The following is a 22,232-nucleotide window of genomic DNA, read 5'->3' on the forward strand; positions in this document are numbered from 1 at the left end:
TTTGATTCAGAAACTTTAGAGGTGCTCAGCGACCTCAACAATATTCGGATATTCCTTTTTTCAGCAGACTTTGGGTCGATCGAAGGGAGAGAGAGATATGATCGAAGAAGCAATCAGCCAGATCTTTGGCATCTGGTATCTGATCGGAGCCGCACTGGTATTCTTTATGCAGGCGGGATTCGCCATGGTGGAAGCCGGGTTCACACGAGCCAAGAACGCCGGCAACATCATCATGAAGAACACCATGGATTTCTGTCTGGGAACCGTGGCGTTCCTGATTCTGGGATTCAGCCTGCTGTGCGGATCCCAGGGCACACCGTTTGTGGGGTGGGGCGGTCATCCGCTGACGGATTTCGCCGGCACAGACTGGAGCACATTCACTTTCAACCTGGTATTCTGCGCCACAGCAGCGACCATTGTATCCGGTGCCATGGCGGAGCGTACCAAATTCATCTCCTACTGTGTGTACTCCTTCGTGATCAGTCTTCTGATCTATCCCGTTGAAGCCCACTGGGTATGGGGACCGGATGGCTGGCTGACAGCCATGGGATTCCATGATTTTGCAGGCAGTGCCGTGATCCATTTCGCCGGCGGTCTGTGTGCCCTGATCGGTGCGTCCATGCTGGGTGCCCGCATCGGCAAGTTCAAGGACGGCAAACCCATGGGCATTCCCGGTCACAACATTGTCATCGGTGCGCTGGGTGTATTCATTCTCTGGTTCGGCTGGTATGGATTCAACGGTGCGGCTGCCACCAGCGGGCTGCAGCTGGCGACAATCTTTGCCACCACAACGGTATCTCCGGCTCTGGCGGCCTGCACGGTGATGGCTTTCACCTGGATCAAATACGGCAAGCCGGATGTATCCATGACCCTGAACGGATCGCTGGCTGGTCTGGTGGCCATCACCGCCGGCTGCGATGTGGTGAATGTCTTCGGTGCCTGCATCATTGGTATTGTCTCCGGTTTTGTCTGCTGCTTCCTGGTGTGGCTGCTGGATTACAAGCTGCAAGTGGATGATCCCGTGGGCGCTGTGGCGGTTCACTTTGGAAACGGCATCTGGGGTACCCTGGCTGTGGGTCTGTTTGCCTGCGGTACGGAAACCATGCCGGTTCCCGCCGGTCTGTTCTATGGCGGTGGCTGGCACCAGCTGGGTCTGCAGGCCCTGGGTCTGCTGTGTATCGGTCTCTGGACCGGTGTCACGATCTGGCTGACATTCTTCTGCATCAAAAAGACGATCGGTCTGCGTGTCACACCGCATGAAGAGATTGAAGGCCTGGACAAGGAAGAACACGGTCTGGACAGCGCCTATGGCGGATTTGTCTTCGAGACCGAAACCGCACCTTATGCGGATGTGGAAGTGGCTCTTCCTGCAGATGCAAAACAGCCGGTTGTGGAAGTCCGGGATGCCATTCCCGCCCGGAAAGTGGCCGGTGAAGGCTCCATGTCCAAAGTGACGATCCTGACCAAGCCGGACAAGTTCGAGGCCCTGAAACAGGAAATGGACAAGATCGGCATTGGCGGCATGACGGTGACCAATGTCATGGGCATGGGCGTTCAGAAAGGTCAGAAGCACTACTACCGCGGAGCCGAGGTGGAAAGCCGCCTGCTCCCGAAGATGAAAGTGGAAATCGTTGTCTCCGAGGTGCCTGTACAGGCTGTGGTGGATGCAGCCAGACATGCCCTGTATACCGGCAGCATGGGCGACGGCAAGATCTTCGTCTACGACGTGAACGATGTCATCCGGATCTCCAGCGGCGAGACCGGCAAGGATGCCCTGCAGTACGAAGACTGACGGCATCTGCCCTGGCACAGTTCTGTTCCATCTGATTTGAATCCTCCATACACACAGCAGGGCGGATGTCCTGCATGCAGAAAAGCCAGATCAGACCGGTTTGAGCACCCGGCCTCTCTGGCTTTTTTTGATTTTCCTGTCAGATGCAGCCGGCGGGAACAGCTGCGGGGTAAAAGCCCCGGCATTCATCGGCAGTCCTGATCTGCAGGGTCCTGTCAGACCGGCTTACTGTTCCCGGGTGGCAGCGGTCAGCTTTTTCCAGACAGTGAGATACATCGTGGCGTAGCAGGCGATGCCGCCGATGACGTTGGACACCGGTTCGGCAGCGAACACGCCCATGACACCGAGGTGGCGGGGAAGGATCAGTGTCAGGGGGACGACCAGGATCACTTTCCGGAACAGAGAAAAGAAGACTGCCTGGTTTCGACGGCCCAGGGCGGTGAACACAGTCTGGCCGGAGAACTGCAGGGCCTGAAAAACGAACGCGAAGAAATACACATGAAGACAGAGGATGGCGGTGGCGGCGAGGGTTTCATCCCGGGAGAACAGGCTGGTGAAAGCGGAGGGAAATGCCAGAATCAGTGCCCAGATCACTCCGGCGTAGAGGACGGACATGCCGGTGATCAGGGTGATGGTCCGGCGAAGACGGCTGGTTTTTCCGGCGCCGTAATTGAAACTCATGACCGGACTGGCGCCGTCCCGGAGGCCGGAGAGGGGAGTTTCCACGATTTGACGGACGGAACTGACGATGGTCATGGCCGAGATGTACAGATCGCCGCCGTGAAGGGAAAGGGTGCTGTTTGCCACGGCCTGCACGAGGCTGTTGGTGACCTGCATGATGAATCCTGCCAGTCCCAGGGAGGTGATGGCCTTGACGCGGGCTGGCTGCAGGCTGGAGATCCAGAGGCTGGGCGAGAGTTTTGAGACTGCCCGGGCACCGGTGAGAAACCGGATGACGGCCAGAGCGGAGATCACCTGGGAGATCACCGTGGCCAGGGCGGCGCCCTGTATGCCCCAGCCGAAGACGAAGATGAACAGCGGATCCAGGCCGATGTTGAGCAGCGTGCCGATCAGGACGGTGATCATGCCCATGAGCGGAAAGCCCTGGGCGTTGATGTAGGGATTCATGCCGGAGGCAATCATGGAAAAGACCGTTCCGCTCAGCACCGGATACAGGTAAATCAGTCCTGTTTCCAGGGAATCACCGCAGGCGCCGAAGAGTGTGAGGATCTGCGGGGCGAAGAGTTCGCAGAGAATCATGAGCAGCCCGCCGGAGAGCACCAGCATGGAGAAGGAGGCGTTGAGGTACAGACTGGCTTCTCTGTGATTGCCTTTTCCGCTTTCCATGGCAGCCAGAGGGGCGCCGCCGCTGCCGAAGAGGCTGGCAAAAGCGGCTGTCAGGGTAAGAATCGGGAAGCAGATGCCAATGCCCGCCAGTGCCTGCGCACCCTGCCCTGGGATGCGGCCAATGTACATGCGGTCCACGATGTTGTACAGCAGCGACAGGCACTGGGCGAACACCATGGGTCCGGCACCGGCGAGCACAGCCTTGACAATGCTGCCGGTTCCATAGTCGATTTGTCGGATTCCGGGTGATTTCATGGACTCAGCATACGCCGGAGGAGCAGGGCCTGGGCATGGATCCGGCGGTTTGTCGCCGGTTTGCAGGACAGAGAGCCAAAGTGCCGGGCAGGGATGCCGGCTGCTGCCGGGAAACCCGGATACGAAAAAGCAGCGGGCTGCGGATGAGAAAGGACATCCTGAACAGCTGCGCTGCTTGTGGCATGTACAGAAAGATGAGCCTGGTTACAGCCAGACGGGTTCAAAGTCGCTGGCCGGGTGCTTGCACCAGGGACAGATGAAGTCTGCGGGCAGGTCTTCGCCTTCGTAAATATAGCCGCAGATGATGCACCGCCAGGCTTTGCGGCCTTCCTTCTTTTCGGCTGCCTTGGGCTTGATGTGCTCGTGGTAATACGTGTAGGAAGCCGAGGGCACATCGCTCAGGGATGCCGCGTCTTTGACGAAACCGATGTACATGATGTGGGTGCCCAGATCGATTTCTTCATCCACTTCACAGGAAATCCAGGCATTGGCGCCTCTGGTGTTGCAGGGAATGCCAGAAGGTGTGGTGATGGTGTCTTTCCACTGGCCGAACTTGTCGGTATCCCGGCCGGACTGGAAACCGAAATGCCGGAATATTTCGAAGTCTGCGTCTTCATCCAGGATGGAAACCGCAAACTGGCGGGACTGCCGGATCAGCTGGCCGGTATAGCTGCTTTTGTTCACGCAGATTGCCATTTTCAGCGGTGTGTCCGTCACCTGCATCGCTGTGTTGATGATGCAGCCGGAGCTTTTGCCGTCTGCAGCGGCGCTGAGGACAAACAGTCCGTAGGTGAGATTGCGCATTTCTTTTTCAAACATGTTGGTTTTACCTCGCTGTTGTTCACTGTTCATTATTGACCAATAAGCGGACAAAATCCGGTTTCATGCCTCTTTTGTCGGCCGGACAGATCCGGGAAGCCGGAAGATCCGCAAAACGGTTTGACAGGTGAAACAGCAGTTAGTTACTATTAATCGGTATTAGGAAGGACTAACTATGCTGAATAAACGACTTCTGCACACCGTCCCTGCGGCTGTGCCTTACATCAGACGGAATGTGCTGTTCCAGTGGCTGTCTATGCTTTGCACCGTGACAGTTTACGGCGTGCTTGCTTCCGTGGCTGCCGGACTGATCACGGAGCAGTCCGTGACCGGCGCCGGCTGGAAACTGGCTGTGGCCGCCGGCGCCCTGGCTCTGCGCTTTTTTGCCACGGGGCAGGCGGTGAAAGCGGCTTCCGGTGCCAGTCAGTGTGCCAAGGGAACCATCCGGAAGATGATGCTGGACAAGATTTCCCGCCTGTCCCTGTCCAGACTGGGGGACTGGAACACCAGTGAGCTGGTGCAGCTGGCAGGAGAAGGAACCGAGCAGCTGGAGACCTATTTCGCCAGCTACATTCCGCAGTTTTTTTACGCCCTGCTGGCACCGGTGACTCTGTTTGTCATCGGGCTGTTTCTGAATCCCGGTGCGGCGTTTGCCCTGCTGATCTGCGTTCCGCTGATTCCCGTGAGCATTGTGGCTGTGCAGAAGTTCGCCAAAAAGCTGCTGGCCCGCTACTGGGGTCAGTACACAACCCTGGGAGATTCTTTCCTGGAGAATCTGCAGGGGCTGACTACGCTGAAAATCTATCAGGCAGATGAAGCCCGGCACCGGAAGATGAACGAAGAGGCGGAAAAGTTCCGCAAAATCACAATGCGGGTGCTCATCATGCAGCTCAATTCGATTTCCATCATGGATCTGGTGGCTTACGGCGGTGCAGCGCTGGGCATGATTCTGGGTATCCTGGCGTACCGCAGCCATGAGGCTTCGCTGTTTCAGGCACTGTTTCTGATTCTCATTGCCTCGGAGTTCTTTCTCCCCATGCGGGCTCTGGGCAGTTACTTTCACATTGCGATGAATGGACAGGCTGCAGCAGACAAGCTGTTTGCGATCCTGGACACACCGGAGGATGCTGCCGGCACGAAGATTCCTGACACCTGTCAAATCTCGGTTCATGATCTGACCTGGGGATATGACCTGGACCGGCCGGTGCTCCGGGATGTGAACCTGGAAATCCTGCCGGGGCAGACAACTGCCATTGCCGGGAAATCCGGGTCGGGGAAAAGCACCCTGGCTGCGCTGATCTGCGGACGCCGTCCTGCACAGGGGGTCTGCATTGGCGGGATCCCGGTTTCCGGCATCGATCCTGTCTGGCTGAATGAACATGTCACGGTTCTGAATCATCAGGGATTTCTGTTTGCGGGAACCGTGGCGGAGAACCTGCGTCTGGGCAATGCCGCCGCAGGGGATGAAGCCCTCCTGACTGCCATGGAAAAAGCCGGAATTGACCTGGACCTGAATCTGGAGATTCACGAAAACGGCTCGAATCTCTCCGGAGGCCAGCGGCAGCGTCTCGCCCTGGCCCGTGCTCTGGTGAAGGATGCCCCCATCCTGATTCTGGACGAAGCCACCAGTGCCGTGGATGCCGCCAGCGAGAACAGCATCATGCAGGCGGTGAAGAAACTGGAGGGCAAGACTCTGATCATCATCTCGCACCGGCTTGCAAATCTGCAGGATGCGCAGCAGATCCTGGTGCTGGACAAAGGACAAAGCGCCGGCTGCGGTACGCATGAGGAGCTGCTGGCAGACTGTGAACCATATTCTGTTCTCTGGAAAACCCAGCAGCAGCTGGAACGCTATGGAAAGGAGACCGCATGAAACCATTGACCATTCTCCACCGTCTGATTGGTCAGGTCCGTCCCATGACCGGCTGGATGATTCTGGCTATTCTGCTGGGCACCGCCGGATTTCTGTGCGCGATCCTGATTCCCGTCTTCGCCGGCATGGCGCTGTTCCAGCCGGGGACTGCGCTGCTCTGGGCCATGGGCATCTGCGCCCTGCTGCGGGGGGTGCTGCGCTATGGAGAACAGGCCTGCAATCACTATATTGCCTTCCGTCTGCTGGCCCGGATCCGGGACATTGTCTTCGGGAAACTGCGGACACTGGCGCCGGCAAAGCTGGAAGGCCGCAGCCGCGGAGACCTGATTTCCATGATCACCAGCGACGTGGAACTGCTGGAGGTGTTTTATGCCCACACCATCAGTCCGGTGGCCATTGCCGTTCTGGTCAGCCTGATTTTCGTCATCTGGCAAAGCAGTCTGTCCTGGCTGCTGGGACTTCTGTCTCTGCTGTCCTATCTGTGTGTAGGCGTTCTGCTGCCCTGGCTGCAGACCCGCCGTGCAGCGGTGCTGGGAAAAGCCTACCGGCGCAAATCCGGCGATCTGACAGCCGCAGTCCTGGAAACCATCCGCGGTCAGAAGGAACTCCGCCAGTTTTCAGCCATTGACAGCCGGCTGAAACAGCTGGAAGCCCGGACGGAAGAACTGGCCCGGACGGAAGAAGAGCTGAAGTCCATGCAGGGCAGCACCCAGGCCTGCACAGGACTGGCTGTGATTCTCTGCTCCAGCGCGGTTCTGGCTGCCGCCGGATGGCTGCTTGGGCAGGGACGAATCCTGCCGGAGGATATGCTGGTGTCTTTCCTGGTGCAGATCTCCAGTTTTGGTCCGGTGATTGCGCTGGCCAATCTGGGCACAGGCCTGTCTCAGACGCTGGGAGCCGGCGAACGGATCCTCACACTGCTGGATGAAACCCCTGTCACTGCCGAGGTCCCGGGGACTGTTCAGCCTCTGGGGCCCCTGGCGCTGGATCAGGTCACTTTCGGCTACGAAGGCGAAGACCGGCCGGTGCTGCAGGATATGACGCTGGATATTCCCGAACGCAGGATCCTGGGCATCTGCGGTCCCTCCGGCTGTGGCAAAAGCACCCTGCTGCGGCTGCTGATGCGTTTCTGGGACCCGCAGTCGGGACAGGTTCTTTCCGGAAACCGTGACATCCGGGATCTTTCCACAAACTCCCTGCGTCATGCGCAGGGATTCGTCACGCAGGATACGGATCTGTTTCATGACACCATTGCGGAGAATCTGCGGCTGGCCAGACCACAGGCCACCAGAGAGGAACTGGAAGATGCCTGCCGGAAAGCAGCCATTCATGAATTCATCCTGTCCCTGCCCCAGGGGTATGACACGATGGTCGGAGAACTGGGAAGCACCCTGTCGGGAGGCGAACGGCAGCGGCTTGGTCTGGCCAGAGCCTTTCTGCAGGATGGTGAATTTCTGTTTCTGGACGAACCCACCAGCAATCTGGACTCTCTGAACGAAGGCATCATTCTCCAGGCAATTGACAGACAGATGCGGGACAAGACGGTGGTCCTGGTGACACACCGGAAATCCACGCTGGGCTTTGCGGATCAGGTTCTGTCCATGCAGAAGAATGGATCCGGTGGATCCCGGCAGGGCCAGAACAGCAAAACGAAAGGAAGTGAAAGGGTATGAGCGAAGCAGTGAACACAAAAAAACATCAGGGAATGGAGCCGGAACAGATCCGGAGAAAACGGCTTGCGGAAAAGGAAACGGTCTCCATGATGATTGACATCCGCTACAAAGGCAGCGAAGAAGGCGAAGCATTGAAGGCGTATGCCTGCAGCCGCATCGACAAATGTCCTTTCATGGCCGAAAAAACATTCTGTTCCCAGTGCCGGGTGCATTGTTACGGGCAGAAGGAACGGGAACAGATCCGGGAAGTGATGAAATACAGCGGACCCCGGATGCTGTTCAGGAAACCCGGCATGGTGATCCGCCATGCCCTGGCGGGAAAAGATCCCCGGAAGCCTCTGTATCTGCTCATCGGCTTTCTGGGACTCGGGCTGGGAGCTCTGGGTGCGGCACTGCCGTTGCTGCCGGCGTTTCCCTTTCTGCTGATGGCCGCCTGGGGGTTCGGAAAGAGCAGTGAAAGACTGACCACATGGTTCAGGAATACAAAACTGTATCAGGACAATCTGGCGGACTGGATCCGGGAGCGGGGCATGACCCGGAAAGCCAAAATCCGGGTGATGTGCATCATTACGCTGACAATGATTTTCGGCTTTGTCATGATGGGCAAAGTGCCCTGGGCACAGGCGATCCTCGTACTGGTGTGGTGCGGTCATGTGGTATATTTTCTGCGGGGCATCCGGACCCTGGATGCCGATGGGAAAACCGACTGATTCAGCTGACAGAGACGAAGGCCGGCTGCCTGGCCGGCTTTTTCCAGGCTTCAGGCCGCTGCAGGATGCTGACAGGGACAGCGTTATGACGGGCTGCGGGGAAGAACGCTGGAAAATGAATAACGAAAAATTCTGGAAAAAGTGAGATTTTCTCTTTACAGACAGAGGTGCATTTCATATAATTGAAAAGCACATGGCGGTTGTGGTGAAGTGGTTAACACAGCGGATTGTGGCTCCGTCACTCGCGCGTTCGAATCGCGTCAGCCGCCCCATTTTATGTACATCCGAACGGGTCAGTGTCTTCACTGGCCCGTTTTTTAGATTCAGGGCAATAATGATGCGCCCTTTTTTGTTGGGATCCGTATCATCGTCATAGACGAAGACGGAATTGACCAGGGCATTGATGACCGCCCTGCGGAATTCGAAGTCCTTGATGTCGCCCTGTCGGAACTTGGTGAGCCAATAGACGATGTGGTCCACGGTGAACTCCGGCTTTTTCAGCTTTTCCCGAACGATCCTGTCTTCCAGCTCCGTCTGTCGGCTTTCCAGCTCAAGCAGCCTCTCCTTGGTCTTCGGGGTGAAAATGCCCTGCTCGATGGCTTCAAGTATGTTCTCCACCTTCGCGGACACTTGCCTGTATTCGGCCTGCAGCGCCATCAGGAGCGTTTTGTCTGCGGCGTCCTCTTCCAGTAAGGCAAACTCTCTTTCGGCGATCCGCTGGATGTTGTCGTCTGTCAGGACCTCTCTGCAGATATAGCCGATCACAAAGTCTTCCAGATCTTCCTTTCTCTCTGTGTGCAGCTGGCAGGCTTGGGGGTCTTTCTTTCTGGCGGCGCATTTGTAATAACGGTAGACCTCGCCGGTGCTTGAGCGTCCGGACTCTCCGACCAGTGGGGATCCGCACTTCCCGCAGAACGCTTTCCCGTTCAACAAGTATTCGTTTTCGTCTTTCATGGCCTTCCTCGCTCTCCTGTTCCGTTTCACCTGGTCCTGTACCTTATCGAACAGCTCCTCGCTGACGATTGCGGGCATCCCGCCTTCTATCCGCTTATCTCCGTATATATAAATGCCTTTGTACCGTTCGTTGGACAGGATTGTGTGCAGGGCGTTTACCTTAAACTCTCCACCTCGATTGGTTCTATAGCCGTTACGGTTCAGGGTGTTGCAAATCATCTTTTTCCCGTACCCCTCGGAGTAAAGCTGATAGATCAGGTTGACCACTTTGGCCGGAAGTGGGTCCAGGACGATTTCACCATTTTCTGATTTGTAACCGTATGGCAGCGGCCCATTGGATTTACAGTGCAGCGCATTTTCTTCCAGCCCCCGCTTTGTCGATCGGGCCAGATTCTCACTGTAATATTGAGCGAATCCTTCCATGATGGATTCCATCAACCCTGATTCCGGGGAGTCATCCAGCGGCAGGGTGACGGCAACGATCCGCACCCCATTCTTTTTGAGGCGTGTCTTATAAGTTGCCGTGTCATACTTGTTGCGGCTGAATCGGTCGTGAGAGTAAATCAGGAGCGTATCAAAGCCACCCTTTGCGCTATCTTGTATCATCTGCTGGAAAGCAGGACGCTGGTCTGTGCGGCCGCTGATCGCGCTGTCGGTGTACTCCTTAACGATTGAGTACCCATTTTCTTCGGCGTACTTCCTGCAGACCCGCAGCTGTGCATCGATGCTTTCTTCCCGCTGGTTGCTGGAAGAGTAACGGGCATAGATGGCTGCTGTTTTTGTTTTGTCCATTTGTCCATCCTTTCGTTGGATGATACAATCTGACTGGATCAACAGTTGGATGTACCATCCAAATTCCCCTGTCATCTGGCAGGGGAGCTTTTTTTGTGTCTCAATCGTATCACAGGCAATCAACCCTCTTTGCGAATCATCTGCCTCAAACGCTCACCATTTGTGGCACAAAAAAATCACCCCGGGCAGAAACCCGGGGTTTTGTGTGAGTCCGATGCCGGGAGCCTAGCTCCCCTAATTTCAGGATGGAAACTTGTATAGCCGGCGGTCCCGATCTGGGCCGTCCCCTGCCCTGGTACCGGCGTTTCAGCTGGTGCCTGCTGGTTTCCCTGCTGCTGGCAATCGGTGAGCTGGCGCTCATGACGTACATCATTTTCTGTATGCCTGGCATCGTCGCCTACTTTCTGAGTGACATCATGCTCTACGGAGTCATGCCGTTTTTCTTCCTGCTGGGGGCAGCACTCTGCTGCAATCTCGCAGCGCTCGGGTATTGGAACCGCTGGACGGCTCTGGTATCTGCGCTGCTGTACATCCAGGCCGGCGCCTGTCTGGGCATCACCACAGTGCTGACGGCCATCCCTGCGGCTCTGTGCCTGGTGTCTATGGCGTGGAGCGTCAAACACGGCCGATGAATCAAGTTTTTAATTAAAAACTTGATTGAAAGGAGGACCATGACACGAAAAAAAAGCCCCGCAGCTGAGCCACGGGGTAATCAAGAGTTTATCAACAGTATATCACCAAAAGCCCGCGCCGTCCTGTATCTGAGGTATTCCAGTGCAAAGCAGCACGAGCAAAGTATCGAGGGACAGGATCGAGTCTGCAGGGACTACTGCCGATATAACGACATCATGATCGTCGACAGCTACATTGACAGGGCAAAGTCCGCCAGCCATGATGTGGATAAGCGGACGGAGTTCCAGCGCATGATCAAGGACTCCAAAAAAGGACGCTTTGATACTGTCGTGGTCTACAAGCTGGACCGGTTCGCTCGCAGCCGGTACGACTCCGCAATTTACAAAAAAAAGCTGAAAGACAACGGAGTGACTGTCATCAGCGCCACGGAAGCAGTGCCCCAGACTCCGGAAGGACTGATGATGGAAGGACTGCTGGAAGGCATGGCAGAGTATTACTCCGCAGAGCTGAGCCAGAAAGTCAAACGCGGCATCCGGGAGTCAGTGGAGAAACGCCACCACCTGGGTGGACCGCAGCCCCTGGGACTGATGAACGTTGATGGAAAACTGGTGGAAGACCCTACCACGATCCACATCGTGCGGGAGGTTTTCAGCATGGCGGATGAGGGGCTTTCTTTCGCAGTCATGGCCGATATCCTCAACAAAAAAGGGTATCGGACACGCAAGGGGGCACCCTTTGGCAGGTCATCTCTGAGGACGGTACTCCGCAGCAAAAAGTACATCGGATATTATTGCTACAACGGTTTGGAGATACCAGACCAGACAGATCCGGTTGTGGATCCGGACGTATTTTGGAGGGTACAGGAGGCCCTTGAAACCATGGGACGCAAAAAGCGACATACCAACAAGCCAGACAGCTACCTGCTGACCGGAAAACTGTTCTGCGGCAACTGCGGAGAAGCCATGCTCGGAGAGTCCGGCAAGGGCAAGAAGGGCACGGTGTACCGCTATTACAAATGCTTTGGCCAGAAGAAAAACAGCGGATGCACGAAAAAGCCTATCCGGAAAGAAGTGCTGGAAGCCAAAGTGGTGCAGATGTGTCAGGAGATGCTGACAGATGAGCGCATCGACTACCTGGTGCAGGAGGTGGCCAAAATCCTTGTGGATCAGGAGACCGTAAGCAAGGCCAGAGCCATGGAGCAGGAAATCGTCGAAAACGTCAAGCAGCTGGACGCACTCACCCAGGTTGTCATGGCCGGCAACGCTCCCCGCACGATCATCGCAAAGATGACGGAGCTGGAAGCCCGGCAGGATGCACTGCAGAAAGAACTGGCGATTGTCAGGGCGCAGGAAAGGCCCCTGGGACCTGAACATGCCCGGTATTATCTGCAGCAGCTCAAGACCAACATCGCAGACGTTCCCGGCGGAGAAGCCCGACTGATTCAGACGTTTGTGGATAAGGTTTACCTGTATGATGACGATGATGGTAAGACAAACGCCAAAATCAAAATCGTGTTTACGCTGGATGGGGCAAAAAGCTCGGAATGTGAGCTGGATGGCCTGCCATCAAGCACATTTCCGGCAAGTCCATGATACACCATCACAAGGATTGGGAATGTTAAGAAGACTTTCGCAAAAATCAGCAATTTTTAATAACGTCGTTTTTCAAGGTGTTAAAAAGCGCTGTTTTTTAACACCTTCCAGCTTTAATAAACACAAAAGTCTCCCGCGTCACACAGATCTGGGAGGCTTCTGCACGTACCGGCTCCGTGGAGTACCGGTCGCTCTTATGTATGAATTATAAAGCAAAAACCCCGGTTGTACACCCGAGGTTTCCTTTCGCCATCCTCCTGACGATGGGACAGCAGGAGCATATCGTGTGGCAGGCATCATCGTCATGTCTAGCCTGCGTTAGACCGGCACCCAGTGAGGTCCATCAAGGGCCCCGCTTTATATGGACTGATTATAGCATGGTATAATGCAAACAGCTCGTCTGCCAACGTAGAAGGAGTTCCCTAAAGCGTCAGGATCCTAAGTCCTGGCGCTTTTCGCTTTATCGCCTTCTTCCTTCGTTCCAGTCTTTGACAATCTGGTATCTTTCTTCTAGAACCGACTTTCCTTTGGGTGTCAAAGTGATACCGTCATTCGAAATGTAGTTGTTTTTCAGTAACATTTCGTACTCTTTCACGAAATCTATACCGAAATCGAATTCAAAATAGACCGGGATTTTCCGACTCATTCCAAATTTATCTACCCAGTAAAGAAGATAAACGTCTCCCGGAAGCAGTCCGTCTGTACGCACCATTCGTTCACGGGGAACGGTTCTGGTCGGCATCACAGCATCATTCATGTGCTTTTTCCACTGAGTGAATTTTTCTCTATATTCGGATATAAAAGGAGGCTCCGGGAAGTTCTGGTATTTGCTTCCGACGATCGACTGAATGTATTTTTGCGAAGCCGGCAATAGAGCAGCCCTTTCTTCGTCATCCTTTATTTCGTGGACTCGGCTTTTATTTGTATTCGGCTTTTTTGTCTTTGGCCGATCGTAAACGACGGTTTTAATCCCATCCGAATCTAACATCGTTATTTTTGTGATCTGGATGTCACCATCGTTGGCTCCTGTGGTTACATGCATTCCAAGCGACCCGCGCCCGCGAGCCTTCCATGCTGTCACGTTTAACCCCAGGACTTTCCCTGCCTGATCCAACGACACATTGCCATACATAGCGTTGTCAGAAACACTGTCCCTGCCAAATGTGGCTTTTTCAAATACCCTCGGAGGTCTGCCGGTCTTCGTTGGGGGATTGGTTACGAACTCGACTCTCGTTAGCTCGTGAATATCGATTGGGTCAAAGCTCTGTTTTGCAAGTTTGCAGGCTGTTGCCAAGATGTCATTGATTTGCGTGACATACGTTGAGAGACGGGCAACGTTTGGATCCGAAACAGGAAGGTACTGATCTGTCAGCACTTGTTGGTGTGGCGGGATATTGGGCCGATTGTCGTTAGGTGCTGATTCTTTTTTTAAAAGCCAGCTTCTTATCTTGTTTTTGAGTGACATAGGATTCTCCTATATAAACGGCGAACAAATAGACCAGAAGGACCTGTCAGATCCTTCCTCAGTCTTTTTTTACAGCCTCAGTAGTTCTGATTTCTTCTTGTCGAACTCATCCTGCGTGAGGATCCCCATATCCAGAAGTTCTTTCAGTTTCTTCAATTCTTCGTATGGATCCAACGGAGAAGATGACGACGGGTTGGTTACTTCATTTTCCGTGTTGGATGCAGCTGCCTGCGAAATTGTGCCAAACGCAAATTGAGACAGCGTTTTGTCGGTTTCGCTTAGGCAGTCGAAATCCAGACGGATCTGCGCACCGCTGTCAACTTCTTTCAAGACAAGGACCGCAGGCATCGCTATTTCGGCCATCCCCACTTGAGACACTGACTGAGAAACCGTTTTATCGTTTGTCTTCTTGTTTCCAGTTCCTGCCATTGCTCCAATTGCGGTTCCGATTCCAGGAGCAACCATGCTCCCGACGGCAGCTCCCAGCAGTCTGCCTTTTCGTTTTGTTTTCCCTGTCGTCTGAGAAACGGTCTCTGTGCTTGTTACCGGCTGATATTGCGGGCCTGACCAGGAATAGCTGATCAGTCGGTAGAACTTCTCTTCGTTATTGAAGTAAATCAGCCCGTCAGCCTGCTGGCGGATGATGACACCGTTCAGTCCACCGATGCCCAACACCTTTTTTGACTTGTGCGGTTTTATCCGTGTGCTCAGCTCAGATTTGTGCTTTTTCCTTGTCTGGTTCCAGTTTTGGATAGCGGATTTTCCGCATCCCAAAAAATCACCTACCATGGAAGTGTCTTTACCGGTGAATTCCTCTTCTTCTGCTTCGTCAAAATCTTCTGGCTTCACGATCCTGACTTTTGGAATATCTTCACCTATCACGATTTTGATTTCATCAGCATGGTCCACCAGATATTCTGTTGGTCCGTGGATCCAGCCCACCACATGATCGTCGTGAATCACATTCCAGATTCCCGGTTTCTTAGACTTTTCCAGTTCCACGTCATCTCCGTTGATATTCATCGTCGGAGATGCGTAATGTTCGATATCAAAATCGACTGAACGAGCCAGTTCATCAGCTTCGGCCTTTTCGGCGAGTTTTGAAAAAAATCCCATACTCTTGTGTCCCTCTCTGAAAAATAATAAATATCTTTCATATAATCGTACTAGGTACGCAACGAAAGAACAACACTAGAGTGAAAATTGCATTTACATGAAAAGAATTTCGCAAAATCCATTATTAATTTGTTTGAAATTGCGTACAGATTTCATATAATCATATTGTCAACAGCGCAGTGAAGGAGGGAAACAGTGAAGGAAGACATCGTTTCGCGTATCATCTGGATGCTCAAACAGATAGATGACACCAGGACCCTCACCAAGATCATGGAATTAGTCCAGCATTTCTTTATCCGACAGTAAAAAAAAGCCGACATTAGTCGGCCTTTTTTTTGTTTTCTGACTGGATCATGCCATTAACAAATGCATGGATCCCCTCACGCTGCGCATCCGTGAGGCTGAGGTACATTTGCATGATTCTGCGGTCCAGGTCCGAAAGGTTGTACTCATCAACGAGCATGTCAAGAATGGTGTTCCCGACGTTGGAATAGGGTTCGCCTTCGCCTTCTGTCAGCCATGAGTAATTAACACTAAACACAGAACAAATCTGTTTCACCGTTCGTTCAGCCGGACTGTTCACCCCGTGCTCCAGCTTCGCTATCGAAGATGAGTTGACTCCAATTCGTTTTCCGAACGCATCCATCGAAAGATCTGAGTCGGTTCGAATCTTTTTGATTCTTTCGCCGATTGTATTCATGTGGCCTCCTTTCCAAATATACAATAACCGTTTTTGCGTCTTAAGGCAATAAAAATCCGTATTTAAGCCTTGCAAATCCGTCTTAAAGACATTAATATATGTATGTAAGACGCAAAGGCGCATAGAAAGGACGTAAACCACGTGGATAACAAGCTGAAAGCAGAGAAGGAAAAAGCCTTCGATTTCCTCAGTGAGCAAGTCCAGAAACTGGACGATGCTCAGAAAGAAAAGCTCGCATATGTCCTGCTGGGCGCAACATTGGCACAGCCGCTGGTAGGAGCCGCAACCGGTCAGGAATCGCAGACCGTTAAGGGATAAGCAAAAAAAAGGAGACACACATGAACATCATCGAAGCAACAAAAACTGCACAGGAAAAGAAGATGGCGATTCGCCGACCTCACTGGGAAACAGACCTCTGGAACGGAGAGAAACGCTATCCAAAATGCTTCTACCCAACAAATGGGTACGGGGCAACGCTGCAGACGGTAGACGGCTACAGTGCCTGGCTTGACCACGCTTAATTCAGCACAAATGACCTGCTCGCAGAAGACTGGGAACTGTGCGAACTTCCATTCGACCTGGATGTGACCCTCGGCCTGTGGGACGGAATACCGTTCGACAACTCAGAGGAGTTGATGGCGGCATGAACGAAAAGAAAATCTCCGAATGATTCAGGTCGACGGAAATATCCTTATCGTCCTGGCGGTCGCGGTTCTGGGGTCGCTTCTCATGTTTCTGCTCCACCTTCCTTTTGGGAAGGACGAGGCAAAAGCTGTGGTCGTGATCTACGGAATCTACGCTTTCGTTGTTTGTGCTGTGTATGCAGCCTGGCGATTTCTGTTTGAACTGTAGAAATCACTTTACACACATTCGATGTTTTGGACGAAGAGGAAAGGAAGATGTCATGACCGAAGAAAAACTGAATCAAGTTCTTGATGCTGTTAAAGGTTTGTCTTACCGGGACTGGGAGAAAATCCGTTTCGGTATTGATCGGGTGTTTGAACAAAAGATCCTCCAGCAAAGGAACGAACTCTGTCTGGAGGATCCCGGAGATGTGATTGCGAAGATTGCCAGTCACTACCCTTCAGTTACTTGAATGAATACGGGGTTGATTCTGTAGTGAACCCCTCTATAGACAAGGTTCACATAATTCAGCTGGTAATAAGAATCCGCCGCAGTTCTTTTCAACGGAGCATAGACGGGTGCTGATTCCTCATACCAAACACTAGGGCTCTGGTTGTTATCTCCGATGGTACAGTTCTCGTCATCGTTGAGACATACCCAGTTCCCCAGGAGACATGCATAAATCAACTTCATTTTCTTCACCCCCTTTCTAAGGGGAAGCATAGCAGAAAGGAAATTGAATGAACGAATTACAGATATTCAACTCGGACCTGATTCCGGTCTATACAACTGACACCGGCGAAAAGGTGGTCATTGGCAGAGAGCTGCATGACAAGCTGAACATTAAAAGAGACTACTCAAACTGGTTCAAACAAATGTGCGAATACGGTTTTGAGGAACAAAAAGACTATTCGCCATTTTTGGCGAATAGGTCGGACGGTCTATCAGGCAAGCCTAGGAAGGAGCATCTTCTGAAATTCGACATGGCCAAACACATCTGTATGATCCAGCGAACCGAGACAGGTAAAGCCATCAGACAGAAGCTCATTGACCTGGAAAAGGCTATCAATCATAAGGACTCATACATGATCGAAGACCCGATCGAAAGGGCAAAAGTCTGGATCAGGGAGCAGGAAGCACGGAAGCAGCTGGAGATGAAAAACGCCATCCAGTCGCAACAGATCCAGGAGCTGCAGCCGAAGGCTTCTTACTACGATGTGGTTCTGAACTGCAAAGATTTGCTGAGTATTAGCAAGATAGCAAAAGACTTTGGAAAGTCGGCCAGATGGTTGAACGGCTTTCTGCATGATGCCGGAGTCCAGTACAGGCAAGGAGATATCTGGCTGCTGTATGCGAAGTATCAGGACCAGGGTTACACCTCAACAAAGACCCAGACATTTGGCGGATCTGACGGAGAAGCCCACAGCAGGGTCCATACCTACTGGACACAGAAAGGCAGGCTGTTTATCTACGATCTGCTTAAAAAGGAAGGGGTTCTTCCGGTAATGGAGAGGACGAAAGCATGACACTGGATAACGCAACCATCAGCGCGCTGGCAAGGGCCATCACACCCCAGAAGCTGGCGGACTTCTTCTCGGATCCGGTCAATCTTGAGGGATTCGAAGCCTGGAAGGCAGAGAGAGACAGAAAGAAAGGAGAACAGAAATGACTGACTCCAAAAAAGAAAAGATCATCCAGGCGGTCAAAGACATGCGCAGCCTGCTCACAGAAGCAAAGCGAGAGGCGAAAAACGCGGCCGACATAGCCGATGAAGCTGAGTCATGGGCATCTTCCGCCAGCTCGGCTGCATGTTCGGCGGAAGAACAAGTCAAAGACGCAGAAAAGAAGCTCCGGCAGCTGATGGACCTGCTGGATGATGAGGTTCGGCCATGATTCCGGATTTCTATGAGTCCTGGCGGCAGGAAACAGACCGCCAGATGATACTTGACCGGCAGGAAGCCGAACGCCGGCAGAAGCGCGAGCTGATCGACGACATCATCCGCTATGTAGGAGTGCCTCTGCTGGTTGCGGCTGTTCTGGTGGCTCCCACAGTGATGCAGGCGGTGTTTGGCTGACATGGCACGATCAACAATTGTCAAGAATCTGGACACTGGCACCATTTACCCGTCGCTCCTCGAATGCGGTGTTGCGTTGGGCATCACAAGAGGTGACCTGTCAGCTGTCGCAAAACTGTGTGGACCGGAAGTCACCGTCGCAGGGCATCGCCTGAGATTTATCCCGAACCGGGGTGTCTGCCATTACAAAAAGAAACCAAGATTGAAAATCCGCTGCATCGAGACCGGGGAGACCTTTCACAGTGCAGTGGAAGCTGGGAAATTTGCCGGAAGGTCGCCCAACACGATTTATCAGGCAGCGAGAAGGGGGTTCTGCTGCGGGGGATACCACTGGAGATACATCCGGGAAAATGAAAAGGCCTGACTCCACTGAGAGCCAGGCGACACACACAGCCAGATTTTAACACAAAGATCCGGTTCTGATGAGAGAGGGCGTTTATTCTAATATTTCTCGTTCAAAAAAATCAAGAAAGCGAGGTGTAACCCTCTGGATCAACTTTATGTTTTTATAGCATGCCCTCTCGCATGAGGGCCGGATCTAAGACACAACGGCAGGCCGGTAAGGCCGAAGGAGTCAGGGACGATGCAGAAGCGCGCCATCACAGGCATCGAAACGACTGTTTTGTCCATGAACATCCATTAAAAACTCCTTCTTGAAATCCATCGCCCTGGGCGCCACTCCTTCGGCGTTACAGGCCTGCCGGAAAGAAAGGAAAGAGCATGAACATCGCTCAAATAAAAAAACACGCTATCGCCCACAAGCTGGAAGACAGCAGGGATGAATGGCTGAAACAGCGCAACAAAGGGCTGGGCGGATCTGACGCCGGGGCAGTCCTGGGTCTGAGCCCCTACAAATCTCCCTATACCCTGTGGGCCGAAAAGACCGGGCTTATCGACTCTCACATCCCGGACAACGAGGCGATGAGGGTCGGGCGGGACCTGGAACAGTACGTGGCGGAAAGATTCACAGAATCCACAGGGCTCAAGGTCCAGCGCTCTGGTTACTCCTTCCAGTCGAAGGAACATCCGTGGATGCTGGGCAATGTGGACCGGCTGATCGTCGGGGAGAATGCAGGTCTTGAGTGCAAGACGGCAAACGCCCTCACGAAAACAGATTACTCCGGCGGCGACATCCCTGCCGCCTATTATGCCCAGTGTTACCACTACATGGCGGTGACAGGGGCAGATGCCTGGTACATCGCCATCCTTGTCATGGGCAAGGGATTCCACTGGTTCCGCATCGAACGCGATGAGGACGAAATCCAGGCCCTTGTGGCGGCGGAAAAGGAGTTCTGGAGCAAAGTCCAGACAAAGGAGGCGCCGGATCCTGATGGCTCTGACAGCACCTCTGAGACACTTGCAAAGCTGTACCCGGAGTCCTTCGACGAAGAAGTCGAACTGGACTACATGGAAGACACTCTGCAGGCCAGGGAAGCGCTGGAAGCCAAAATCAAGGACCTGACGGCCCAGAAGAAGGAACTGGATGCCCAGCTCAAGGAAGAGATGAAGACTGCCCAGAAGGGCAACTGCGGGCTGTACAGCATCAGCTGGAAGACTCAGAAGAGGACCAGCTTTGACAAGGAAAGCTACCGGGAAGACCACCCGGATGAATACACAGAGTATCTCACAACGACCACAACAAGGCCGTTTGTCGTCAGAAAAAGAAAGGGAGCAAGAGCATGACAACAACTACAACAGCCAAAGCACCGAACCAGTCAGGAGCCATCCAGAAGGCAGCAGCGCACAACGCAGTCAAGGCAGGTGGACAGCCGACGACCATCAAAGGCTGGCTGAAAGCCTACACCTCGGAAATCGCACGGGCGCTGCCTGCACAGATAGGACCGGACAGGTTCAACCGCATCTGCATGACAGCGCTTACCACCAACCCGAAGCTAGGTGAATGCACCCCCGCATCGTTCATCGGCGCCGTCATGAATGCAGCACAGCTGGGTCTGGAGCCCAACACTCCGCTTGGTCAGGCTTACCTGATTCCTTACCGAAACAAAGGCCGCATGGAAGTGCAGTTCCAGGTTGGGTTAACTCTTTAGGCTCAACTAAAACTGCGTGAACCCTGATGCTCAGGGGTGTCCTTAACAGGGCTAACGGTGAAACCCTCCAATAAATCGGGCAATACCGTGCCATTTTCCAAACCATGGAAAGGAACCATGGTAGGAATTTACAAAATTACGAACCTTATAAACGGCAGGAAGTATATCGGCCAATCACGAAATATAGAGCGTAGAAAGAAAGACCATTTTGCAAAATGGAACATCTTCCACAGCACCCTATTTGCCGAAGACATCGAAAGATATGGCAAAGAAAATTTTCGGTTTGAAATGCTCGAAATACTTCCTGACGACACAACCAGAAAAACACTCAAAGAAAAAGAACTCCGATACATCCACGATGAGGCCCCTGAATATAACACACTGGGATTGCCTAGATCGGATGAGACCAAAGCCAGGTTAAGTGCGGCCAACAAAGGCAAGAAGGCGTCTCCAGAAACCAGAAAAAAGCAAAGCGAGAGCCTCAAAAAGCGGCACCTGACCCACCCGCAAACAAATGCCGGGCACCGAAAAAAGGTCAGTACAGATGAGAGAACATTCGAGAGCGTTAAAGAGTGTGCTGCGTATTACAAAACGGACGCAGCAACCTTATCGAAGATCCTCAAAAGGGGCGGAACGATAAGAGGTCATAAGGTTTGGAAAGTGGTGTAGAGACTACTGGTGATGAATGTAGCCAGGTAGGGCGGAAGATGAGCTACCGCTCGAAGTGCGTGGCATCCAGTAATGGATGAAGAGATAGTCCACTCCTCCGGGATGGGAAACCGGAGGGCTAAGTGATAAAGGTTTAATCCAGCTTGCCAGACGCTCCGGTGAAATCACCATGCTGCAGGCTCAGACGGTATATGAAAACGATGAGTTTACATACGAGCTCGGTCTGGATCCTGTCCTGAAGCACGTCCCTGCAAAGGGAGACAGGGGCAAGGCAGTCGCCTACTACGCCTTCTACAAAACCAAGTCCGGCGACTATGCGTTTGAAGTCGCCTACAAGCCGGAAATGGACAAGTTCGCCCGGACCTACAGTCAGGCTTATTCCAAGGGCTATTCGTCTCCGTGGAAGACCAATTTCGACGAAATGGCGAAGAAAACGCTGCTGAAACGGGTGCTGAAATACGCACCAATGAGTACCGAAATCGCCATGCAGGTTCAGTCCGATTCCACCATCAAGCACTACGATCCGAACGCTGACCAGGACACGATGAAGGACCTGACGCTGGCTCACGATGAGACGGAGTACATCGAAGCGGAATACGAAGAAACCCCGGAGCAGGATGACCTGGACGCAAGGACAGACCCTGTGACTGGTGAGGTGAGAGATGAGCCGGCAGCAGATTAGTTTCACCATCCCGGGCGAGCCCTGCGCCAAGGGCCGCCCCCGCTTCGTGCGGGCCTCCGGGAGGGCTGTCACACCTCAAAAAACGGCCCAGTATGAGCAGCTTGTGCAGCTGGCATACATGCATCACGTCGGGCAGGAACACCGCCTGAATGGGCCGATAAAAGCCCACATCCGCGCCTATTTCACCATCCCGAAAAGCACCAGCCAGCGAAAGCGGGAACAGATGCTGACAGACGAGCTGCGCCCCCAGAAACGGCCGGACGCAGACAACCTGGCCAAGATCGTGCTGGATGCTCTCAACGGAATCGCCTACGGAGACGACAAAGAAATCGTCTATCTGGAGGTTGAAAAACACTGGGCGATCTCCCCGCAGGTCTGCGTGACTCTGTCAGAAATCTAGCCAGGAAAGCGGA

The 22,232-nt window shown here is 53.3% G+C and carries 24 protein-coding genes, 1 tRNA gene and 1 pseudogene; 20 read left to right on the forward strand and 6 right to left on the reverse strand.

What is annotated here, in order from left to right; genetic code table 11:
- Positions 1-97: 97 nt before the first annotated feature.
- Entirely contained in the window at positions 98-1,792 is a 1,695-nt protein-coding gene (locus tag QZ305_RS05905) for an ammonium transporter (protein ID WP_294730799.1), read from the forward strand.
- A 225-nt stretch (positions 1,793-2,017) separates the two neighbouring features.
- On the opposite strand, the gene QZ305_RS05910 is transcribed toward QZ305_RS05905, so the two are convergent.
- Both QZ305_RS05910 and QZ305_RS05915 read right to left on the reverse strand, forming a co-directional pair.
- The gene (locus QZ305_RS05910; protein WP_294730800.1) at positions 2,018-3,394 is read right to left on the reverse strand and encodes an MATE family efflux transporter; all 1,377 of its coding nucleotides are present in this window, start codon (positions 3,392-3,394) and stop codon (positions 2,018-2,020) included.
- A gap of 204 nt (positions 3,395-3,598) precedes the next feature.
- Positions 3,599-4,213 (reverse strand): flavin reductase, encoded by a 615-nt coding sequence (locus QZ305_RS05915; RefSeq protein ID WP_294730801.1) that lies wholly within the window; start codon positions 4,211-4,213, stop codon positions 3,599-3,601.
- A 175-nt stretch (positions 4,214-4,388) separates the two neighbouring features.
- Between QZ305_RS05915 and QZ305_RS05920 the strand changes: the two genes are divergently transcribed.
- From QZ305_RS05920 to QZ305_RS05935, 4 genes are all read left to right on the forward strand, one after another.
- Complete coding sequence (locus tag QZ305_RS05920) at positions 4,389-6,086, forward strand: ABC transporter ATP-binding protein/permease (protein WP_294730802.1); 1,698 nt, start codon at positions 4,389-4,391, stop codon at positions 6,084-6,086.
- On the forward strand, positions 6,083-7,759 hold the full coding sequence (cydC, locus tag QZ305_RS05925; RefSeq protein WP_294730803.1) for a thiol reductant ABC exporter subunit CydC: 1,677 nt from the start codon (positions 6,083-6,085) through the stop codon (positions 7,757-7,759). Before QZ305_RS05920 ends, cydC begins: the two co-directional genes overlap by 4 nt.
- On the forward strand, positions 7,756-8,469 hold the full coding sequence (locus tag QZ305_RS05930) for a nitrous oxide-stimulated promoter family protein (protein ID WP_294730804.1): 714 nt from the start codon (positions 7,756-7,758) through the stop codon (positions 8,467-8,469). Before cydC ends, QZ305_RS05930 begins: the two co-directional genes overlap by 4 nt.
- Positions 8,470-8,665: 196 nt before the next feature.
- Positions 8,666-8,741 (forward strand) — tRNA-His (locus QZ305_RS05935).
- Positions 8,742-9,231: 490 nt separating this feature from the next.
- Here QZ305_RS05935 and QZ305_RS11785 read toward each other — a convergent pair.
- Positions 9,232-10,290: pseudogene (locus tag QZ305_RS11785) on the reverse strand (recombinase family protein); the annotation flags it as partial.
- 170 nt (positions 10,291-10,460) lie between these two features.
- Between QZ305_RS11785 and QZ305_RS05940 the strand changes: the two are divergent.
- Together QZ305_RS05940 and QZ305_RS05945 are read left to right on the forward strand one after the other, a co-directional pair.
- A complete protein-coding gene (locus QZ305_RS05940) occupies positions 10,461-10,847 on the forward strand; it encodes a hypothetical protein (protein ID WP_294730805.1) in 387 nt (128 codons plus the stop codon).
- A 39-nt stretch (positions 10,848-10,886) separates the two neighbouring features.
- Entirely contained in the window at positions 10,887-12,440 is a 1,554-nt protein-coding gene (locus tag QZ305_RS05945) for a recombinase family protein (protein ID WP_294730806.1), read from the forward strand.
- Between the two features lie 460 nt (positions 12,441-12,900).
- Here QZ305_RS05945 and QZ305_RS05950 read toward each other — a convergent pair whose 3' ends face one another.
- From QZ305_RS05950 to QZ305_RS05960, 3 genes are all read right to left on the reverse strand, one after another.
- A complete protein-coding gene (locus QZ305_RS05950; protein ID WP_294730807.1) occupies positions 12,901-13,905 on the reverse strand; it encodes a hypothetical protein in 1,005 nt (334 codons plus the stop codon).
- 69 nt (positions 13,906-13,974) lie between these two features.
- Positions 13,975-15,021, reverse strand: a complete 1,047-nt coding sequence (locus QZ305_RS05955) for an SHOCT domain-containing protein (protein WP_294730808.1) — start codon at positions 15,019-15,021, stop codon at positions 13,975-13,977.
- A gap of 319 nt (positions 15,022-15,340) precedes the next feature.
- Complete coding sequence (locus QZ305_RS05960) at positions 15,341-15,721, reverse strand: helix-turn-helix domain-containing protein (RefSeq protein ID WP_294730809.1); 381 nt, start codon at positions 15,719-15,721, stop codon at positions 15,341-15,343.
- Positions 15,722-15,862: 141 nt separating this feature from the next.
- On the opposite strand from QZ305_RS05960, the gene QZ305_RS05965 reads away from it, so the two are divergent.
- From QZ305_RS05965 to QZ305_RS06025, 13 genes are all read left to right on the forward strand, one after another.
- Complete coding sequence (locus QZ305_RS05965; protein ID WP_294730811.1) at positions 15,863-16,039, forward strand: hypothetical protein; 177 nt, start codon at positions 15,863-15,865, stop codon at positions 16,037-16,039.
- Between the two features lie 20 nt (positions 16,040-16,059).
- Complete coding sequence (locus QZ305_RS05970) at positions 16,060-16,242, forward strand: hypothetical protein (protein WP_294730812.1); 183 nt, start codon at positions 16,060-16,062, stop codon at positions 16,240-16,242.
- 145 nt (positions 16,243-16,387) lie between these two features.
- Entirely contained in the window at positions 16,388-16,573 is a 186-nt protein-coding gene (locus tag QZ305_RS05975; protein WP_294730813.1) for a hypothetical protein, read from the forward strand.
- 52 nt (positions 16,574-16,625) lie between these two features.
- The gene (locus tag QZ305_RS05980) at positions 16,626-16,817 is read left to right on the forward strand and encodes a hypothetical protein (protein WP_289684488.1); all 192 of its coding nucleotides are present in this window, start codon (positions 16,626-16,628) and stop codon (positions 16,815-16,817) included.
- A gap of 268 nt (positions 16,818-17,085) precedes the next feature.
- Positions 17,086-17,871: a phage antirepressor KilAC domain-containing protein gene (locus tag QZ305_RS05985; protein ID WP_294730815.1), complete on the forward strand. Its 786-nt coding sequence runs from the start codon at positions 17,086-17,088 to the stop codon at positions 17,869-17,871.
- Positions 17,868-18,014: a hypothetical protein gene (locus tag QZ305_RS05990; RefSeq protein WP_294730817.1), complete on the forward strand. Its 147-nt coding sequence runs from the start codon at positions 17,868-17,870 to the stop codon at positions 18,012-18,014. The genes QZ305_RS05985 and QZ305_RS05990 overlap by 4 nt, the downstream gene beginning before the upstream one ends.
- Entirely contained in the window at positions 18,011-18,238 is a 228-nt protein-coding gene (locus tag QZ305_RS05995; protein WP_294730818.1) for a hypothetical protein, read from the forward strand. The genes QZ305_RS05990 and QZ305_RS05995 overlap by 4 nt, the downstream gene beginning before the upstream one ends.
- A complete protein-coding gene (locus QZ305_RS06000; protein WP_294730819.1) occupies positions 18,235-18,420 on the forward strand; it encodes a hypothetical protein in 186 nt (61 codons plus the stop codon). Before QZ305_RS05995 ends, QZ305_RS06000 begins: the two co-directional genes overlap by 4 nt.
- 720 nt (positions 18,421-19,140) lie before the next feature.
- On the forward strand, positions 19,141-20,103 hold the full coding sequence (locus QZ305_RS06005) for a YqaJ viral recombinase family protein (protein ID WP_242324528.1): 963 nt from the start codon (positions 19,141-19,143) through the stop codon (positions 20,101-20,103).
- Positions 20,100-20,468, forward strand: coding sequence for a recombinase RecT (locus QZ305_RS06010; RefSeq protein WP_294730820.1), 369 nt, complete (start codon positions 20,100-20,102; stop codon positions 20,466-20,468). The genes QZ305_RS06005 and QZ305_RS06010 overlap by 4 nt, the downstream gene beginning before the upstream one ends.
- Before the next feature lie 117 nt (positions 20,469-20,585).
- On the forward strand, positions 20,586-21,137 hold the full coding sequence (locus QZ305_RS06015; RefSeq protein ID WP_242324532.1) for a GIY-YIG nuclease family protein: 552 nt from the start codon (positions 20,586-20,588) through the stop codon (positions 21,135-21,137).
- A gap of 136 nt (positions 21,138-21,273) precedes the next feature.
- Positions 21,274-21,819: a recombinase RecT gene (locus QZ305_RS06020; RefSeq protein ID WP_294730861.1), complete on the forward strand. Its 546-nt coding sequence runs from the start codon at positions 21,274-21,276 to the stop codon at positions 21,817-21,819.
- Positions 21,800-22,219 carry a RusA family crossover junction endodeoxyribonuclease gene (locus tag QZ305_RS06025; protein ID WP_294730821.1) on the forward strand — a complete coding sequence of 140 codons (420 nt, stop codon included), beginning with the start codon at positions 21,800-21,802 and terminating at the stop codon, positions 22,217-22,219. Before QZ305_RS06020 ends, QZ305_RS06025 begins: the two co-directional genes overlap by 20 nt.
- The last annotated feature ends 13 nt before the right edge of the window (positions 22,220-22,232 follow it).

This window comes from uncultured Faecalibaculum sp. (assembly GCF_910588395.1).
GTDB lineage: Bacteria > Bacillota_I > Bacilli_A > Erysipelotrichales > Erysipelotrichaceae > Faecalibaculum.

Excerpts from the sequence above, each read along its gene's own strand:
- QZ305_RS05905 (WP_294730799.1), top strand. The coding sequence starts at position 98 with ATGATCGAAGAAGCAATCAGCCAGATCTTTGGCATCTGGTATCTGATC.
- QZ305_RS05910 (WP_294730800.1), bottom strand. The coding sequence starts at position 3,394 with ATGAAATCACCCGGAATCCGACAAATCGACTATGGAACCGGCAGCATT.
- QZ305_RS05915 (WP_294730801.1), bottom strand. The coding sequence starts at position 4,213 with ATGTTTGAAAAAGAAATGCGCAATCTCACCTACGGACTGTTTGTCCTC.
- QZ305_RS05920 (WP_294730802.1), top strand. The coding sequence starts at position 4,389 with ATGCTGAATAAACGACTTCTGCACACCGTCCCTGCGGCTGTGCCTTAC.
- cydC (WP_294730803.1), top strand. The coding sequence starts at position 6,083 with ATGAAACCATTGACCATTCTCCACCGTCTGATTGGTCAGGTCCGTCCC.
- QZ305_RS05930 (WP_294730804.1), top strand. The coding sequence starts at position 7,756 with ATGAGCGAAGCAGTGAACACAAAAAAACATCAGGGAATGGAGCCGGAA.
- QZ305_RS05940 (WP_294730805.1), top strand. The coding sequence starts at position 10,461 with ATGGAAACTTGTATAGCCGGCGGTCCCGATCTGGGCCGTCCCCTGCCC.
- QZ305_RS05945 (WP_294730806.1), top strand. The coding sequence starts at position 10,887 with ATGACACGAAAAAAAAGCCCCGCAGCTGAGCCACGGGGTAATCAAGAG.
- QZ305_RS05950 (WP_294730807.1), bottom strand. The coding sequence starts at position 13,905 with ATGTCACTCAAAAACAAGATAAGAAGCTGGCTTTTAAAAAAAGAATCA.
- QZ305_RS05955 (WP_294730808.1), bottom strand. The coding sequence starts at position 15,021 with ATGGGATTTTTTTCAAAACTCGCCGAAAAGGCCGAAGCTGATGAACTG.
- QZ305_RS05960 (WP_294730809.1), bottom strand. The coding sequence starts at position 15,721 with ATGAATACAATCGGCGAAAGAATCAAAAAGATTCGAACCGACTCAGAT.
- QZ305_RS05970 (WP_294730812.1), top strand. The coding sequence starts at position 16,060 with ATGAACATCATCGAAGCAACAAAAACTGCACAGGAAAAGAAGATGGCG.
- QZ305_RS05975 (WP_294730813.1), top strand. The coding sequence starts at position 16,388 with ATGATTCAGGTCGACGGAAATATCCTTATCGTCCTGGCGGTCGCGGTT.
- QZ305_RS05980 (WP_289684488.1), top strand. The coding sequence starts at position 16,626 with ATGACCGAAGAAAAACTGAATCAAGTTCTTGATGCTGTTAAAGGTTTG.
- QZ305_RS05985 (WP_294730815.1), top strand. The coding sequence starts at position 17,086 with ATGAACGAATTACAGATATTCAACTCGGACCTGATTCCGGTCTATACA.
- QZ305_RS05990 (WP_294730817.1), top strand. The coding sequence starts at position 17,868 with ATGACACTGGATAACGCAACCATCAGCGCGCTGGCAAGGGCCATCACA.
- QZ305_RS05995 (WP_294730818.1), top strand. The coding sequence starts at position 18,011 with ATGACTGACTCCAAAAAAGAAAAGATCATCCAGGCGGTCAAAGACATG.
- QZ305_RS06000 (WP_294730819.1), top strand. The coding sequence starts at position 18,235 with ATGATTCCGGATTTCTATGAGTCCTGGCGGCAGGAAACAGACCGCCAG.
- QZ305_RS06005 (WP_242324528.1), top strand. The coding sequence starts at position 19,141 with ATGAACATCGCTCAAATAAAAAAACACGCTATCGCCCACAAGCTGGAA.
- QZ305_RS06010 (WP_294730820.1), top strand. The coding sequence starts at position 20,100 with ATGACAACAACTACAACAGCCAAAGCACCGAACCAGTCAGGAGCCATC.
- QZ305_RS06015 (WP_242324532.1), top strand. The coding sequence starts at position 20,586 with ATGGTAGGAATTTACAAAATTACGAACCTTATAAACGGCAGGAAGTAT.
- QZ305_RS06025 (WP_294730821.1), top strand. The coding sequence starts at position 21,800 with ATGAGCCGGCAGCAGATTAGTTTCACCATCCCGGGCGAGCCCTGCGCC.